This window comes from Bradyrhizobium sp. IC4060, from assembly GCF_020193715.1.
GTDB classification, from domain to species: domain Bacteria; phylum Pseudomonadota; class Alphaproteobacteria; order Rhizobiales; family Xanthobacteraceae; genus Bradyrhizobium; species Bradyrhizobium yuanmingense.
In genome coordinates this window covers 139413-156037 of sequence record NZ_JADYVJ010000009.1, presented here as the reverse complement: position 1 = coordinate 156037, position 16625 = coordinate 139413, and the positions used below count along the sequence as shown (strand labels likewise).

General features: G+C 65.4%; 14 protein-coding genes. 10 read left to right on the top strand and 4 right to left on the bottom strand.

Annotated features, from left to right (window positions below):
• Positions 1-14 precede the first annotated feature (14 nt).
• Complete coding sequence (locus I6F16_RS26255; protein ID WP_225113410.1) at positions 15-1427, bottom strand: amidase; 1413 nt, start codon at positions 1425-1427, stop codon at positions 15-17.
• 2 nt (positions 1428-1429) lie between these two features.
• Positions 1430-2464, bottom strand: a complete 1035-nt coding sequence (locus I6F16_RS26250; protein ID WP_225113409.1) for a LacI family DNA-binding transcriptional regulator — start codon at positions 2462-2464, stop codon at positions 1430-1432.
• 201 nt (positions 2465-2665) lie between these two features.
• Between I6F16_RS26250 and I6F16_RS26245 the strand changes: the two genes are divergently transcribed.
• The 6 genes from I6F16_RS26245 to I6F16_RS26220 all read left to right on the top strand — a co-directional run bounded on the left by I6F16_RS26245 (position 2666) and on the right by I6F16_RS26220 (position 8415).
• Positions 2666-3607, top strand: a complete 942-nt coding sequence (locus tag I6F16_RS26245; RefSeq protein ID WP_036014490.1) for an ABC transporter permease — start codon at positions 2666-2668, stop codon at positions 3605-3607.
• Positions 3607-4515 carry an ABC transporter permease gene (locus I6F16_RS26240; protein ID WP_225113408.1) on the top strand — a complete coding sequence of 303 codons (909 nt, stop codon included), beginning with the start codon at positions 3607-3609 and terminating at the stop codon, positions 4513-4515. The genes I6F16_RS26245 and I6F16_RS26240 overlap by 1 nt, the downstream gene beginning before the upstream one ends.
• Positions 4512-5501 carry an ABC transporter ATP-binding protein gene (locus I6F16_RS26235; protein ID WP_225113407.1) on the top strand — a complete coding sequence of 330 codons (990 nt, stop codon included), beginning with the start codon at positions 4512-4514 and terminating at the stop codon, positions 5499-5501. Before I6F16_RS26240 ends, I6F16_RS26235 begins: the two co-directional genes overlap by 4 nt.
• The gene (locus I6F16_RS26230) at positions 5498-6526 is read left to right on the top strand and encodes an oligopeptide/dipeptide ABC transporter ATP-binding protein (RefSeq protein ID WP_225113406.1); all 1029 of its coding nucleotides are present in this window, start codon (positions 5498-5500) and stop codon (positions 6524-6526) included. The genes I6F16_RS26235 and I6F16_RS26230 overlap by 4 nt, the downstream gene beginning before the upstream one ends.
• Before the next feature lie 25 nt (positions 6527-6551).
• Complete coding sequence (locus I6F16_RS26225) at positions 6552-8117, top strand: ABC transporter substrate-binding protein (RefSeq protein WP_225113405.1); 1566 nt, start codon at positions 6552-6554, stop codon at positions 8115-8117.
• Between the two features lie 160 nt (positions 8118-8277).
• A complete protein-coding gene (locus tag I6F16_RS26220; protein WP_225174131.1) occupies positions 8278-8415 on the top strand; it encodes a hypothetical protein in 138 nt (45 codons plus the stop codon).
• Between the two features lie 6 nt (positions 8416-8421).
• Here the strand turns inward: I6F16_RS26220 and I6F16_RS26215 are convergent, their stop codons facing one another.
• Positions 8422-9087, bottom strand: coding sequence for a GntR family transcriptional regulator (locus I6F16_RS26215; RefSeq protein WP_225113404.1), 666 nt, complete (start codon positions 9085-9087; stop codon positions 8422-8424).
• Positions 9088-9094: 7 nt separating this feature from the next.
• Complete coding sequence (locus I6F16_RS26210) at positions 9095-10507, bottom strand: FAD-binding oxidoreductase (protein WP_225113403.1); 1413 nt, start codon at positions 10505-10507, stop codon at positions 9095-9097.
• 165 nt (positions 10508-10672) lie between these two features.
• On the opposite strand from I6F16_RS26210, the gene I6F16_RS26205 reads away from it, so the two are divergent.
• From I6F16_RS26205 to I6F16_RS26190, 4 genes are all read left to right on the top strand, one after another.
• Positions 10673-11557, top strand: coding sequence for a dihydrodipicolinate synthase family protein (locus tag I6F16_RS26205; RefSeq protein WP_225113402.1), 885 nt, complete (start codon positions 10673-10675; stop codon positions 11555-11557).
• A 193-nt stretch (positions 11558-11750) separates the two neighbouring features.
• Positions 11751-14084: a TonB-dependent siderophore receptor gene (locus tag I6F16_RS26200; protein ID WP_225113401.1), complete on the top strand. Its 2334-nt coding sequence runs from the start codon at positions 11751-11753 to the stop codon at positions 14082-14084.
• 23 nt (positions 14085-14107) lie between these two features.
• On the top strand, positions 14108-15283 hold the full coding sequence (locus I6F16_RS26195; protein WP_225113400.1) for a PepSY-associated TM helix domain-containing protein: 1176 nt from the start codon (positions 14108-14110) through the stop codon (positions 15281-15283).
• 76 nt (positions 15284-15359) lie between these two features.
• Positions 15360-16592 carry a rhodanese-like domain-containing protein gene (locus I6F16_RS26190; protein WP_225113399.1) on the top strand — a complete coding sequence of 411 codons (1233 nt, stop codon included), beginning with the start codon at positions 15360-15362 and terminating at the stop codon, positions 16590-16592.
• Positions 16593-16625 lie beyond the last annotated feature (33 nt).

Here is a 16625-nt window from a genome sequence, read left to right as displayed (position 1 = left end):
ACATCGCCTTTCCCTCAGGATGGCGAGGAAAACGCCTGCTCGATCCGCGCCGCGAAGGAGATCAGGCGCTCCTCGCTGTGCGGTGGGCCGACGACCTGCAAGGAGACCGGCATGCCGGCCCCATCGCGGCCTGCGGGCACCGCCAGCGCAGGGCAGCCGAGGATCGACCAGACATAGGTGATCATGATCCAGTCGATGTAGATCTTCGATGCGGTCCCCTCGATCTCGGCCGGCCACATGATCTCGACCGGAAAGGGCGCGACCTGCACGGTCGGGCAGATCAGGATGTCGATGTCGCCGAAGAAGTCCTGCATGCGGCGATAGATGGCCGCGCGCTGCTCTATCGCGGCCGCGATGTCTGTTGCGGAGAGGCTTTCACCATGGGCGATGTCGCCTGCCACTTCGGGCGTGAAGGCCGCGCGCGATTGCGGCCAAAGTCTGCTCCAGGTGGCAAGATAGGCGAGACCACGTAGCGCGCGGATCACGCGCGGCAGCCCGGCGAGATCAGGGGCGGTCTCGCTCATCCTGCAGCCTGCGGGTTGGAGCCGGTCGATCGCGCCGCGGAAGGCGGAACGAATGTTCCGATCCACCGGCAACAGGCCGAGATCCTCGGACACCGCTATGCGCCCCGCCCATCCGGGTCGTGCGGCGGCGTTGCGGAACGATGCGGGATGCTCGCGCGACAACAGATCGGGCGGATGGAAGCCGGCCATCGCATCCAGCATCAAGGCAAGATCGGGAATCGTCCGCGCCATCGGTCCCTCGACGAAAACTGTGTCGAACGGATCGGAGAGCGGCTTTCTCGGCACGAGGCCCGGTGTGGGCCTCAGCCCCGCAACACCGCAAAATGCGGCCGGCGTGCGCAGGCTGCCGCCGACATCATTGCCATGGGCGAGATAGACCTGATGCGCGGCCAGCGCCGCTGCCGATCCGCCGGAGGAGCCGCCCGCGGTCAGCGCAGGAAAGAACGGATTGCGCGTCGCGCCGAACAGCGCGTTGGTGGTGTTGGCGCCGCCGAGCTCCGACAGATTGCTCTTGCCCACGACGATGGCGCCATTGCGCTGGAGACGATCGATCGCGGGATTCGATACCTCGGGGGCGCCGCGGGCCGTCAGCGCGCTGCCGCCGCTGGTCGGCACGCCTGCGACATCGGTGTTGTCCTTGACCGCGAGCGGAAGCCCGCAGAGCAGGGGCCAGTCCTCACCGGCCGCCTTTTTCTCCATAAGCCGCCGTGCTTCACCCCGTGCGGCCTCGAAGCAGCGAACCGGAATCGCGTTGATTCCCGCATCCGTCGCTTCGATCCTGTCGATCGCGGCATCGACCACGTCGAGCGGCGACAGATGGCCTTTGCGAATCTCGGCAATGGCGTCGACGGCGGACAGCGCAAGAATGCCGGTGGAAGGCGCAAGGCCGGGCGCATCACTCATCTCTATGTCCGGATCGCGGCGGTGGACCCGCGCACCACCAGCGCCGGCTGAAGCTGGATCGATCTCGCCTCTCCCTCGACGCCGGAACGTCCCTCCGAAACTCGCGACAGCAGGGTCGAGACCGTGGTTTGGGCAATCGCCTCGGACGGCTGCGTCACGATGGTCATGCCCGGCCGCACCAGGCCGGCCCACGGAGGCTCGTCAACCGCGATGACGGAGAGGTCGTCGGGAATGGTGAGCCCGCTCTCGGCAATGGCACGAAGCAGTCCGAGCGAAAGATGATTGTTGGTGGCGAAGATCGCGGTCGGTCGCTGCGCATGCCGCAGGAGCCGCATTGCGGCGGCATGGCCGGCGGCCTCGGAGAAATTGTCCTTCTCGATCAGCCGTTCGTCGAGGGTGGTGCCGCGCGAGGCCAGGCCGCTTCTGAGGCCATCGAGGCGGTGGCGCGCGATCTGATGCTCGGGCGATCCCATGATCACGGCGATGCGGCGATGGCCGAGATCGTCGAGATGTTCGGCCGCGAGCCGTCCCAGCGCGACATTGTCGGTCGTGACCGAATCGAGGTCGAGCCCCTCGATGCGTCGGTCCACCAGAATGCCCGGCATCGGCAAGTCCGCCAGCGCGGCCTGGCGTCCGCTCCAGCCGCGCCGGGTCGGGATGACGATGACGCCGTCGGCGCGCTGCGACAGCAGCATGGCAAGATGCCGCTCTTCGCGCCCGGGGTCTTCGGCACTGTTGCAGAGAATGACGGAATAGCCCGCGGCGCTCGACAGCCGCTCGATGCTCTCGACGAGCCTCAGGAAATAGGGATTGGCGAGGTCTGCCACGAGCAGCCCGAGGATGCGCGTAGCGCCGCTGCGCAGGCTGCGGGCGCTGGCATGCGGTGCATAGCCGAGCTTGCGTGCTGCCGCATTGACGCGCGCCTGGAGGAGCTCGCTGACCTTGCCCGACCGGTTGAGCGTCTTCGACACGGTGGCCACGGAGACACCGGCGAGCCGGGCGACCTCGTGGATAGTGGGCAATGGCCCTGCCGGCATCAACCATTCTCCTGTTAAACGTTTTTGTATTGGTTGGATTGACTGGAGGCAAGCCAAAAGAGATGACAAGTGTACAATACCGTTGCGATAGACCAGCTTCCGTGCTTCATTAGAAAAACGTTTAACTAAGACCAGGGAGGCAATGGTGCGTGGGCTGGATGGCGTCCGGCGATCGCCGGTCTGCATTTGCAGGCGCTCGGCATGACCGGCTATGTGGTCGGTCGGCTGTTCGCGGCCATCCCCGTGCTGCTCGCCGTCGCGGTATTCGTCTTTCTGCTGCTCAGCCTCGTGCCGGGTGATCCCGCCGTGCTGATCGCCGGTGACTTCGCCTCGCCGCCACAGGTGGAGGCGGTGCGCCAGGCGCTCGGACTCAATCTGCCGCTGCTGCCGCGTTTCCTCGCATGGGCCGGCCGCATCCTGAGCGGCGATTTCGGCCTGTCGCTGTTCAGCCGCATCCCGGTCTCGCAGCTCGTCGCCCAGCGGATCGAGCCGACGCTGCTTCTCTCTCTCATGACGATCACGATCGCGGTCGTCGTCGCCGTGCCGCTCGGCCTCGTCGCCGCCTATCGTCCGAGGGGGCTCGTCGCGCGCCTGACCATGGCGGGGGCGGTGCTCGGCTTCTCATTGCCGGTCTTCGTCGTCGCTTTCGCGCTTGTCTATACGCTCGCACTCGGCCTGCACTGGTTTCCGGTGCAGGGCTATAAGCCGCTGTCGCAGGGCGTGCTGGCCTGCCTGCATTCGCTCGTGCTGCCCGCGATCTCGCTGAGCTTCCTCTATATCGCCTTGATCGCGAGGGTGACGCGCGCTGCGGTGCTGGAGGTGCTGCGCGAAGATTATGTCCGCACCGCCCATGCCAAGGGGCTCGCGGCCCGCAAAATCATCGTACGGCACGTGCTCAGCAATGCCGCAGTCCCGATCATCACGGTCGTCGGCATCGGATTTGCCGCGCTGCTTGGCGGCGTCGTCGTTACCGAGACCGTGTTTTCCATTCCCGGCCTCGGCCGGCTGACCGCAGACTCCATTCTCCGGCGCGACTATCCGGTGGTGCAAGCCCTGATCCTGCTGTTCGCCTTCGTCTATGTCGTCGTCAATCTCGTGGTCGACATTCTCTACGCTGTCGTCGATCCGCGGATCCGGTACTGATGCAGGACGAGCCGATGGCGATGACCCACGCAGCTGAAGGGCTCGATGCGCCGGACATCGGTGTCAACCGGTTTGCGCGGATCGCGAGCCTGCCGGTTCGCCAGCCCATACTGGCTCTGAGTTGCGTTCTGCTGCTCGCCTTTGGCGTGACGGCCGTCGTGAGCCCGTGGATCACCGCGGATCCCGCTGCGCTGGATCCGCTGAACCGGCTTCAACCGCCGTCGCCGGCGGAGCCCTTCGGCACCGATCAAGTCGGACGTTCCGTGTTTGCCCGCGCGCTGGTGGGAACGCGGGTTTCGCTGTCGGTCGGCATTGCCGTTGCGGTTCTCACCACGCTGGTCGGCGTGTGCATCGGTGTCATCGCCGGTTATTTCCGCAGCGTCGACAAGATCGTAATGCGCGCGATGGATGCGGTGATGGCGATCCCCGCGATCCTGCTCGCGATCGCACTCGTGGCGCTGATTGGCGCTTCGCCCATCGTGATCGTCACGGCGATCAGCCTCCCGGAAATTCCCCGCATGGCGCGCGTGGTGCGCGCCAGCGTTCTCAGTTTGCGCGAACGCGTCTATGTCGAGGCCGCCATCACTTGTGGCGGCCGCACGACGAACATCCTGCGGCGTCACATCCTGCCCGGCGCTGCCGGGCCGATCATGGTGCAGTCGACCTACGTCTTTGCCTCCGCGATGATCCTGGAATCGATCCTGTCGTTTCTCGGTGCGGGCACGCCGCCCGACGTGCCGAGCTGGGGCAACATGATGTCGGAGGGCCGGCAATTCCTGCAGATCGCGCCGTGGATCCTCGGCTTCCCAGCCTTGATGCTGGCGATGACGGTGCTCGCCGCCAACCTGCTCGGCGATGCGCTTCGCGACCTGCTCGATCCGAGCTTTGCGGGAGGCGAGATGCGATGAGTACGCCGCTGCTCTCCGTCGAGAACCTCTCCATCACGCTCAACACGCGGGGCGCCCCGGTGCCGCTCGTCCGCAACGTCTCGTTTGCGATCGATCCGGGTGAAACGCTGTGCCTCGTCGGCGAGAGCGGCTGCGGCAAGAGCCTGACCGCGCTCTCCATCATCGGCCTGCTCAACCGAAGCGTCATGCAGGTCGCTTCCGGTCGCATCCTCTTCGAGGGGCGCGATCTCGTCACGCTCGGGGCCGAGGAACTGCGCAAGCTCCGGGGCGACCGTCTCGCCATGGTGTTTCAGGAGCCGATGACGTCGCTCAATCCGCTGCTGCGGGTCGGCGAGCAGATCGCGGAGGTGATCGTCGAGCATCGTGGCGTGTCAGAGGCGGACGCGCGGCGGCAGGCGGTCGGATTGCTCGATCTCGTCCGCATTCCGGATGCGCGGCGGCGGGCCTCCGAATTTCCGCACCAGCTTTCCGGTGGCATGCGGCAGCGCGTGATGATCGCGATGGCGCTCGCCCTGCGCCCTGCATTGCTGATCGCCGACGAGCCGACCACCGCGCTCGACGTCACCATCCAGGCCCAGGTCTTGACCCTGATCGACGATCTGCGTCGCGAGTTCGGCACGTCCGTGCTCCTGATCACGCACGATCTCGGGGTGGTCGCGGAAATGGCCGACCGGGTCGTCGTGCTCTACGCCGGCAGCGTCGTCGAGCAGGCCGGCGTCAACGGCATCTTCGATGCCGCGGCCCATCCCTATACGCGCGGCCTGCTTGGGGCGATCGGCCAGCTCAACAGCGGCACCCGCGATCGTCTCGCCGAGATTCCCGGCAGCGTGCCGAGCCCGGTCTCGCTCGGCACGGGCTGCGCCTTTCGCCAGCGCTGCGGCGCGGCGATGCCGGTGTGTCACTCGGAGTCGCCGTTGTTGTCGGGCGCTGACGAGCACCTGACGGCATGCTGGCTGGGCAAGGCCGGCGCGATGGTGCCGGCATGAGCGCCGTCCTCGAGGTCTCAGGTCTGACCCAGATCTTCACCTCACGGCAGGGGCCGTTCGGATTGTTCGGCCGGCGCGATCTTCGCGCCGTCGACGACGTCAGCTTCGTCGTCGCGCGCGGACGTACCTTCTGCCTCGTTGGTGAAAGCGGCTGCGGCAAGACCACGATCGGCCGCATGGTCGTGCGCCTGTTGCGGCCGACGGCCGGCTCGGTCCACATCAATGGCGAGGACTTCGGCAATCTCTCCGGCGAGACGCTGCGCAGGAAGCGCCAGCAGGTGCAGATGGTGTTCCAGGATCCCTTCGCCTGCCTCAACTCGCGCATGACTGCGGCGGAGATCGTCGAAGAGCCCTTGCAGAATTTCGGCATCGGCGATGCGGTGTCGCGACGGCGGAAGGTCGCGCGTCTGTTCGACCAGGTCGGACTGCCCCAACATTTTCGCGCACGTCTGCCGCATCATCTGTCGGGCGGACAGCGGCAGCGCCTCGGCATCGCGCGGGCGCTCGCCGCGGATCCCGCGCTGATCGTCGCGGACGAGGCGGTCGCGGCGCTGGACGTGTCGATCCGCTCCCAGATCCTGAATCTCCTGAAGGATGTCCAGCGCGAGATCGGGATCTCCTATCTGTTCATCTCGCATGATCTCGCCGTGGTGCGCTATCTCGCGGACGACGTGGCGGTGATGTATCTCGGCGCCATCGTCGAGCAGGGGCCGGCGAAAGCCGTGTTCGCTGCACCGGTGCATCCGTATACGCGGGCGTTGATCGATTCCGTCCCTGCGGTCCACCCGCGCAACCGGCGCCGCCGCGCGGCTCTCGAAGGCGAGGTGCCGAGTGCCGCTTCGCTGCCGTCCGGATGCCGCTTTCGCACGCGCTGTCCGTTCGCGACGGACATTTGCGTGCAAGCGGCGCCGGCGATGACTGAAGTCACGCCCGGCCATGCCGTCGCCTGTCATCACGCAGGATCGCTGCCACGCTTCGACGCGCCGGGTCCGGGCCGGGCCGTAGCCCCCGACGCAGTTGCCTAGAAACAGAAAACGGGAGGAGTATCAAATGAGATCGCCGAACGGAATATTTGCGGTCATGATGGCGGCAGGTTGGCTTGGTGCAATATCGCCTGCCGTTGCGGAGACGGTGCTCAAGATCCGCCCCTTCGGCGATCTCAAGCAGATCGATCCCGTGATCACGTCCGACTATATGGTTCGTAACCACGGCTATATGGTGTACGACACGCTGTTCTCGCTGGATGAGAAGCTCGTCGCGCAGCCGCAGATGCTGGAGTCCTTTGCGGTCGGCAGCGATCAACTCACCTACACCTTCACGCTGCGCGGCGGCCTGACCTTCAGCAACGGCCAGCCGGTCACCGCGGAGGATGCGGTCGTATCGCTGAAGCGCTGGTGGCAGCGCGATGGCCTTGGCCAACAGCTTGCCTCCGTCAGCGACAGCCTGACGGTCAAGGACGAAAAAACCTTCGAGCTGAAGCTCAAACGTCCTTGGGGGCTGGTGATCGAGGCGCTCTCCAAGCCGAGCTCCAACGTGCCCTTCATCATGCCGAAGGGGATCGCTGCGACGCCGGCGGACACCGCCATCACGGATGCGACCGGCTCGGGTCCCTTCATCATGAAGAAGGACGAGTGGGTTCCGGGCTCCAAGGTCGTTTACGTCAAGAGCCCGTCCTACAAGTCGCGCGCGGAGCCGGCGAGCGGGCTTGCCGGCGGCAAGCTCGCCAAGGTCGACCGGGTCGAATGGCATTACATCCCGGATGCGCAGACCGCGCTCAATGCACTCCAGGCCGGCGAGATCGACATTTTCGAGGAGGTGCCGCCGGACTTCCTGCCGACGCTTGCCGGCAATCCCGACATCAAGACGATGCCGCAGGACACGCTCGGCATGCAGATGGTGTTCCGCATGAACATTTCGGTCCCGCCGTTCAACAATCCAAAGGTCCGGCAGGCGATCAGCTACATGATCGACCAGGACAAGTTCGCGCGAGCCTATGTCAGCGACCCCAAGCTCTACAAGAGCTGCCCGAGCTTCTACATGTGCTCGTCACCCTATTTCACGGCCGCCGGCTGGACCAAGCCCGATATCGAAAAAGCCAAGAAGCTGATTGCCGAGAGCGGTTATGACGGTACGCCGGTCGTGGTGCTGCATGCGACCGAAAGCGGGCCCACGAATACGTTCAGCCTCGTTGCCGAGCAGTTGATGCGTCAGATCGGCCTCAAGGTCGAACCTCAGGCGATGGACTGGGGCACGCTGGTTGGACGGCGCGCGTCCAAGGAAACCGTCGACAAGGGCGGCTGGTCACTGTTCATGTCGGGACCGACGGGCGCCGACATGTTCGAGCCGGTCGGCCACCTTGGGCTGCGCGCAAACTGCGACAAGGCCTGGTTCGGCTGGCCTTGCGACGAGCAGATCGAAAAGCTGCGCAACGAATTCGCGTTGGCGACAGATCCCGAGCAGAAAAAGAAGATCGCAGCCGACCTCCAGCTCCGCGCCGTCGACTATGTGCCGTATTGGCCGGCTGCACAGCTCTATCTGGTGCGGGCGGTACGCAGCAACGTTGACGGCATCGTAAAGGGGGCGGTCCCGGTCTACTGGAATATCACCAAGAAGTAGTGCGATCCGGCACGGCGCCGGAGGAACCAATCGCTCCCAGCAACATTCAGATTGAGGGTTCGACGCGGGCCCGGGTTGCGCGCGCCTCCATCGTCTCGGCGTCCGTGACGTCGCCTCTGGCGATGGGGGAATCGTGGGTACGGTCATAGAGAACTTGCTGATGCGGAAGCAGAAGCTGGTGGAACAGCTCGAACAGGCGCCATCGGTGGAGGATCGCGAGCGAATCGAGCACCAGCTCGAGCAGATCAACACCGCGCTGGATTTTCTGGACAGGCCGGGATCGAAGGAGGAGCGGTAGACGCGCTCAATCCACCTTCAGCGCCGTGGCATAGACCATTCCCGAATTCGTGATGTGCGTCGTCATCAGGCCTTCGAAGGCGGCGAACTCGCCGCGCGCGAACAGATCGAGCAGCTTGCGGTGCTCGTCGAAGGACGTGCGGGTGCGCACGTCGATCGGCGAGGTCAGATTGGTGCGCAGCGCGGCGACGCGGCCGGAGACGAGCTGATAGGATTCGGCGAGATAGCGGTTGCCGCAATGGGCGAACAGCGCCTCGTGAAAAGCGGTGTCGGCGCGGCCATAGGCGATGTTGTCCTTTGCCCCGACGGCCGGCTCCATCGCCGCGATCGCCGCGCTCATGGACGCAATCGCGCCGTCGCGGTCATTGCGGAAGGCGAGCTCGGCGGCCTTGGGCTCGAGCGCAATGCGGAAGGTGCAGAGCGCATGGATGTCGTCCGCACTCGGCGTGAAGACGAAGCTGCCGACCTGGGGTCGGATCACCACGAGTCCCTGCGCCTGCAGCTGGCCCATGGCCTCGCGCACCGGTGTGCGGCTGACGCCGAAGGAATTGGCCACCATCTCCTCGGAGATGGCAGCGCCTAACGCGAACTCGCCGTCGATGATGGCCTGGCGCAGCCGCAGCATCACCCGCTGCGACAGCGATTTCGGCGTATCGAGCTTGAGCGATCGCATGGTGCGTTCAGATCACCTTGCCGGGATTGAGCAGGTGATCGGGGTCGAGCGCGGCTTTCAGCGTGCGCATCAGCGCGATCTCGGCCTCGCCCCTCGCATGGCCCAGCCATTGCTTCTTCAACGTGCCGATGCCGTGCTCGGCGGAGACGCTGCCGCCGAGCTCGCGGACCAGACCGTAGATGATCGCGTCCATCGCCTCCTTCGGCTGCTGCGCGACGGAAAGGCCGGTGACCCAGGCGACGAGATGCAGATTGCCGTCGCCGATATGGCCGTAGTAGACACTCTCGCAACCCTTGATGCCCGAAGCGAGCGCGGCCTTGCAGCGCGTGACGAACTCGTCCATGCGTGCCACGGCAAGGCCGATGTCGTAGGAGATGTGCGGCCCCAGCACCTGGCCGAACTCGGCGCAGATGTCGCGCACGCGCCAGAAGGCCTGCGTCTGCGCCAGCGATTGCGCCACCGCGGCATCCGCCAGCAGCCCGCGCTCCATCAGCTCCTCGAGCCAGCTCTCAAAGCGCGGCGCATCGATGCTCTCGTCGGTGCCCTGCGCTTCCACCAGCACGTAGAGACCGCGGCCTGGGGCGACCGGGGGCTTCACGCCGGCGCGCGCCGTGATCACCTCCCAATAATCCGGCCACATCACCTCGAAGGCGGACAGCAGCGGGCCGAGCCCTGAGCGTGCGGCATCGAGCAGCGCGATCACCGCGGCATAATCCTTCAGCGCGCAGAGCGCGGCCATGGTCGAGCGCGGCTTCGGGAACAGTTTTAGCACCACGCGGGTGATGATGCCGAGCGTGCCTTCCGAGCCGATGAACAGATGCTTCAGATCGTAACCGGCATTGTTCTTCATCAGCTTGTTGAGGCTGGTGATGATGGTGCCGTCCGGCAGCACCACTTCGAGACCAAGCACCAGCTCGCGCGTCATGCCGTAGCGGATCACGCGGTTGCCGCCGGCATTGGTCGAGAGATTGCCGCCGATCGCGCAGGAGCCGCGCGAGCCGAGATCGAGCGGAAAGAAGAAGCCGGCTTCGTCCGCCGCCTTCTGGATCGTCTCCAGCGGCGTGCCGGCCTTCACCGTCATCGTCATCGAGGCGCGATCGATCTCCTCGATGCCGGTCATGCGCTCCAGCGAGATCGCGACCCAGCCAGCTTCAGGCGAAGCGCCGCGGCACAGGCCGGTCAGTCCGCCCTGCGGCACGAACGGCAGATGCGCCTGCCGGCAGGTCGCAATCGCGTCGGCAACGCCCTGCGCATCGACGGGGCGGATCACGGCGCGCGGCGTTTGCGGCAGGCTCGCGCTCCAGTCGTTGCAATTGCGCGCCGGCACATCGGTGCCAACAAGCACCGCCGCCGCGCCGAGCCTGTCGCGCAACGCGCCGAGCAATTGGTCGGGGCGTCCGGCGGGGGTCACCATGTCCATGCGAGACCTCCTCAAGATCTGGCCGCGCACATGGCGCGGAGGATTTGCATGAACGTTGTATGTAAGGTACAAGAGCAAAAGTAAAGTGAAAACAAGGTCTCGGCAAGCGTGAAAGATCGTTGGAGATCAGCGGCTTAGCCGGGGGCGGCAGCAAAGGGTGGTGTGATGACCGAGGCAATTTGCGGGTTCTGGGTGGCGTCGGCGACGCCGCTGGCGACGGACGGCAGTGTGGACGCCGCCAAGCTCGCCTCTCACGCCAAGCACCTCTTCGGCAAGGGCGTCGACGGCGTCGTGCTGTTCGGCACCACCGGCGAGGGGACCTCATTCAACGCCGCCGAACGGATTGCGACGATCGAAGCGATGCTCAAGGCCGGGGTCGCGGCGGAGCGCATCGGAATCGGCGGCGGCTTTCCGGCCATCACCGACAGCATTGCGCTGACGCGCGCCGTGCTCGGCCTCGGCCTGCGCCACGTGTTGCTGCTGCCGCCCTATTTCGATCGGAGTGTCACGCATGAAGGCATCGAGGACGCCTTTGCCGCCATCATCGACGGTGTTGCCGACGATCGCCTGCGCGCCTCGCTCTACCACATTCCGCAAGTCTCGGGCGTTGCGATCCCGACGACAGTCGCCGCAAGCCTGCGCAAGCGCTACGGCCAAGTGGTTGCCGGTCTGAAGGACTCCAGCGGCGACTTCAAGCAGTTCCAGGCATTCCGTGCCGCCGCGCCCGAGCTCGCCATCACCGTCGGCAACGAACCCGATATCACTCGCGCGATCGCCGCCGGCGGCGCCGGCACCATCTGCGGCATGGCCAACATTGCGCCGGAGCTGGTCAAGGCGATGGTTGACGGCAAGAACGTCGAAGCGCGCATGCAGGCGGCGGTCGACGTCGTGCTGAAGACGCCCTCCCTTGTCGCAACGCTGAAGGCGATCCTTGCGGCGCAGACCGGCGATGCAGGTTGGTTGCGCGTGCGTCCGCCGCTCCGCGCTTTGTCGGACGGCAGTGCGTTCAAGCGGAAGCTCGACGAGTTGATCGCTCCCGCCATCGCGTGATCGGTGAAATCTCGGGCCACGATTTCGCGTGCAGCGTGTCATGCGCGGTGCACCGGCAATTCATGATTGCTGTTCAGCATCCGCCTCCTCTTAGAACAATTCAACACTAGAGCGATTCAAGCCCGGCTACGGTTCTCCTTGATCGCGGCGGCTGTTACAGGCGCACACTTCAATGCTCCTGACTTGAAGTGGAATGAAAGTGCGTGCCTTCGTGGATGGCCAACGTGACAACGGCCATCGAACCCGTGCCGGCAAGAGCCGTGCAGGTCTTCTCATGGGAGCAGCGGTGCTGCTCATCGAATATCCCTCCATCACGACGAGCGCACAGGCGCAATCGGCTCTGCCGCCGGTGACGGTGGAGGCGCCGGCGCCACGACCGAAGCCGGCACGTGCATCGGAGCAGTCGTCACGCCGCGCGCAAACGGCGGCGCGCCGCCAGCCCAGCCGCAATCCCGCACCCGCGGCGCCTACGCTGTCGGAGCGCGCCGCTGCCGTAGCCGCCGCACAGCAAGCCGCAAAGCTCGGCTACCGCGCGATGCCGAGCGCGACCACGCTGCGCAGCGGCGCCTCGCCGCTCGACACCTCGCAGGCCGTCAACGTCGTGCCTGCGCAGGTGCTGAAGGACCAGCTCCCGCGCAACATCGACGACGCGCTGAGCAACGTCTCCGGCGTCACCCAGACCAACACGCTCGCCGGCAGCCAGGACGCGGTGATCCGCCGTGGCTTCGGCGACAACCGCGACGGCTCGATCATGCGCAACGGCATGCCGCTGGTGCAGGGCCGCAGTCTCAATCCTGCGGTCGAAAGCGTCGAGGTGCTGAAAGGTCCGGCTTCGCTGCTCTACGGCATCATGGATCCCGGCGGCATCGTCAACACCATCAGCAAGCGGCCCGAGCTCTATCAGCACGGCTCGGTCACGCTGCTCGGCTCGGCCTTCAGTGCCTCCAAGACCGGTGCCGACGGCCTGCTCGACGTCACCGGTCCGATCGGCGACCAGGGGCTCGCCTATCGTTTCATCGGCTACGGCGTCAGCGAGGATTATTGGCGGAATTTCGGTCGTCACCGCGAGATGCTGGTTGCGCCCTCGCTCGCGTGGTACGGCCAGGACACCACGGTGCAGCTGAACTACGAGCACCGCGAGTTCATCTATCCGTTCGACCGCGGCACCGCGTTCAATCCGGTGACGAAGGCGCCGCTGGCCGTGCCCGCTACGCGCCGGCTGGATGAGCCTTTCAACAACACCTGGGGCACGTCCGATCTGATCCAGGCTTCGGTCGAGCACCGCTTCAACCAGGATTGGAAGCTCTACGCAGGCTACAGCTACAACACCGAAACCTTCAGCGCCAACCAGCTCCGCATCACCGGCATCAATTTCACGACCGGCGTCGAGACGCGCAGCAACGACGGCACGGGAAGCTCGCTGAGCAATGTCAGCTATGGGACATCCTATGTCTCGGGCGGCTTCTGGCTCGGCGACATGCGCAACGAGGTGCTATTCGGCGGCGACGGTCAGTATCGCACGATCTATCGCGACGTCTTGATCCGGCAGACAACTCCCGCCTTCAACGTCTACGATCCTGTCTATGGGCTGATCGGGCCTGGAACCAGGGTGTCGAACCCCGACAGCGCCCAGACCGACAAGCTTGGCCAGTGGTCGCTGTTCTTCCAGGACACGCTGCATCTGACGGAGCGGTTCGCACTGGTCGGTGGTGTGCGCTATATGGACTACGATCAGATCGCCGGACGCGGAAAGCCGTTCAACACCAACACAAACGTGTCGCAAGACAAGGTGCTCCCGCTTGGCGGCGCGATTTTCAAGCTGACCGATCAGATCTCGCTTTATGCGAGCTACACCGAATCGCTGAAGCCGAATTCGACGATTGCGCCGATCGGCGTGGTGATCGACTCCAGGGTCGCGCCCGAGGAGGGTGTGTCGTACGAGACCGGCGTGAAGTTCGACATCAACCAGCGCATCTCCGGAACCGTCGCATTCTACGACCTCGACAAGAAGAATGTGCAAACGACGAAGACGAACAGCGCGGGCGTGGTGGAGCTTCACACCGTCGGCCGCGCTCATTCGCGCGGCCTCGAAATCGACGTCACCGGCAGGCTCACCGACGATTGGGCGTTGATTGGGAGCTATGGCTATACCGACGCCCGCGTGACGGCCTCCGAGGATCTGACGTTGCTCGGCAAGAAGCTGCAAAACGTCGCCTTGAACACCGCTTCGCTCTATCTGGTCTACGACTTCGGCACCGCCTTGCCCGGCCAGTTCCGTCTCGGCGGCGGGGCGCGCTATGTCGGCGATCGTCCCGGCGATTCGATCAACAGCTTCTTCCTGCCGTCCTATGTCGTCGCAGACCTCTTTGCGACTTACGAGACGAAACACGAGCAGTTTCCGGTGGTGTACCAGGTGAACGTCAAGAACCTGTTCGACACGGTCTACTATCCCTCAGCCGTGAATAATTTAAACGTCGCTATCGGCGACGCGCGCCGGGTGTCTCTCTCGGCGACGGTGAAGTTCTAGCCATGGCCACGCGGCCCGGGCACATGATCAAAACTGTCCTGCTCCAGGTCCATTCCATCGCAGGCCTGGTGCTCGCGCTGCTGCTAGCCTTGATCGCGCTGACCGGCGCGATCATGAGTTTCGAGGACGAGATCGTCGATCATCTCAACGCCGGCATCATGCACGTCGTGCCGCGCGAGATGCCGGCGCTGATGCCGGACGAACTGGTCGCGCGGCTGGGGGCGGGGCAAAATTTCGGTCAGGTCTCGGCCGTCATGTTGTCGAGCGATCCGATCGCGGCCGTGCGGGTCCGCTTCGCGCGCGACGAGCAGGGCGAGCGGCCGAATTCGCTCTATGTCGACCCCTATGATGCGCGCGTGCTGGGTGCGCCGCGCGGCGAGGCGTTCTTCGCGACGGTTCGGAAGCTGCATCGCTGGCTGCTGATCCCTGGCGATGCCAAGGGCTGGGGACGCCAGATCACCGGTGTGGCCGCGCTCGGCCTGATCGTCATGCTGGTCTCGGGCCTCGTGCTGCGCTGGCCCCGCCGCGTGCGCAGCGTGAAGATGTGGCTCAAGCCCAATCTCGGTCTCGGCGGACGCGGGCTGCATCGCTCGCTGCATGCGGTGATCGGCACCTGGGTTCTTCCGGTCTATCTGGTGATGACGCTCACGGGCCTGTGGTATTCGTTCGACTGGTACAAGGACGGCGTCGTCTGGCTGCTGTCGCGTCCAGAAGTCTCTGCCGCGAAGATGCAGCCAAGAATGTCCGCAAAGGCGCCGCGTGCGGCGGCCCGTTCCGAGCCGGCCCAGCCGATCGGGTTCGACCTGGCGTGGACGACGTTCCGGCGTGAGGAGGGCGACCGCTTCGCCAGGGCTCTGCTGACGCTGCCGCCGGGGCCTGGCACGGCGATACGGATCCGGTCGTGGGGGAAGGATTCGACGCTGGACACCACGCGCGATGAATTCCGCATCGATGCCGTCACCGGTCAGGTCGCCTCCACGGAACGTTACGCCGACAAGACGTTCGGCGAGAAGATCATCGCCAACATGCTCGATATCCATCGCGGCGCGGTCCTGGGCTGGCCCGGCAAGCTCGCCTTCATGATTGCCGCGGCCCTGATGCCGCTGTTCTCGGTCACCGGCATTTTGCTCTATCTGTCGCGCCGCAAGCTGCGGCGCCCGGCGCAGCCGCCGCTTGGGCGGCTCGTTCCGGGCGAGTGAGTTGCAGCCGAAGAGGCTAGCCAACACCTCGACAATCGTTCAAAAGCCCGTGGCACGTCCTTGTCAGGTTTTCGTCATGAAGCTTCCGACCGTCACCCCCGCCGATATCCGCCGCGCCCTGCTCCTGCGCGAAGAGATCGCGCTGCTCGATCTCAGATACGAGGCTGCCTTTGCCACCGGCCATCCGCTGTTCGCCGCCAACATGGCCGCCGACCGGATCGCGATCGAGGCCGAGGTGCGGCTGCCGCGCAAGGACGTTGCGATCGTGCTTTATGATGACGGCGAGGGGCTGGTTGCGACCGGCGCCGAGCGTCTGGCTGCACTCGGCTATAGCAATGTCAGCGCACTCGAGGGCGGGCTGAAGGCGTGGCGCGATGCGGGCTTCGAGATTTTCGAGGACGTCAATTCCTATTCCAAGGCTTTCGGCGAGCTGGTCGAGTCGCGTCGCCACACGCCCTCGCTGAGTGCCGATGAGGTGGCAAAGCTGATCGCCGACAAGGCCAACATCGCCATCCTTGACGTCCGCCGCTTCGACGAATATGCGACCATGAACATCCCGGGCTCGGTCAGCGTGCCCGGCGCGGAGCTGGTGCTGCGGGCAGGCCAGGCCGCGCCCGATCCTGAAACCACCATCATCGTCAATTGCGCCGGCCGCACCCGCTCCATCATCGGCACGCAATCGCTGATCAATGCCGGCGTGCCCAACAAGGTGCGGGCGCTGCGCAACGGCACCATCGGCTGGACCCTGGCGCGGCACGGGCTCAATCACGGCGCCGACAGGCGCGGCGCGATCGGCCCGTTCGAGGGCGGTCCAGCCAATGCCCGCGACGTCGCCTATCGCGCCGGTGTCCGCCATATCGGAGCGAACGAGATGGCGGCGCTGGTCGCAGAAACCCATCGCACGCTGTATCGCTTCGACGTGCGCGGTGCCGAGGACTATGCGGCCGGGCATCTTCCCGGCTTCCGCCATTATCCCGGCGGCCAGCTCGTGCAGGAAACCGATATGGCCGCGCCCGTGCGCGGCGCACGCATCGTCCTGACCGACGACAAAAGCGTCCGCGCCGACATGACGGCGTCGTGGCTGGCGCAGATGGGCTGGGAAGTCTATGTGCTCGAGGGCGGCTATGACGGCGCGCTCAAGGTCGGCCCGCCGCCCGCCTTGCCGAAGCCCGACCCGGCCCACCGCTATCGCCGGCCCTATGAAGGCACCGATGTGGCCGAATCCGCGATGCAGGCCTATCTCGATTGGGAATACGGCCTCGTCGAGCAGCTCCGCCGCGACGGCACGCACGGGTTCTATGTGATTTGACCGAGCTCTGGGATGCCAAGCGCATCCTCAGCT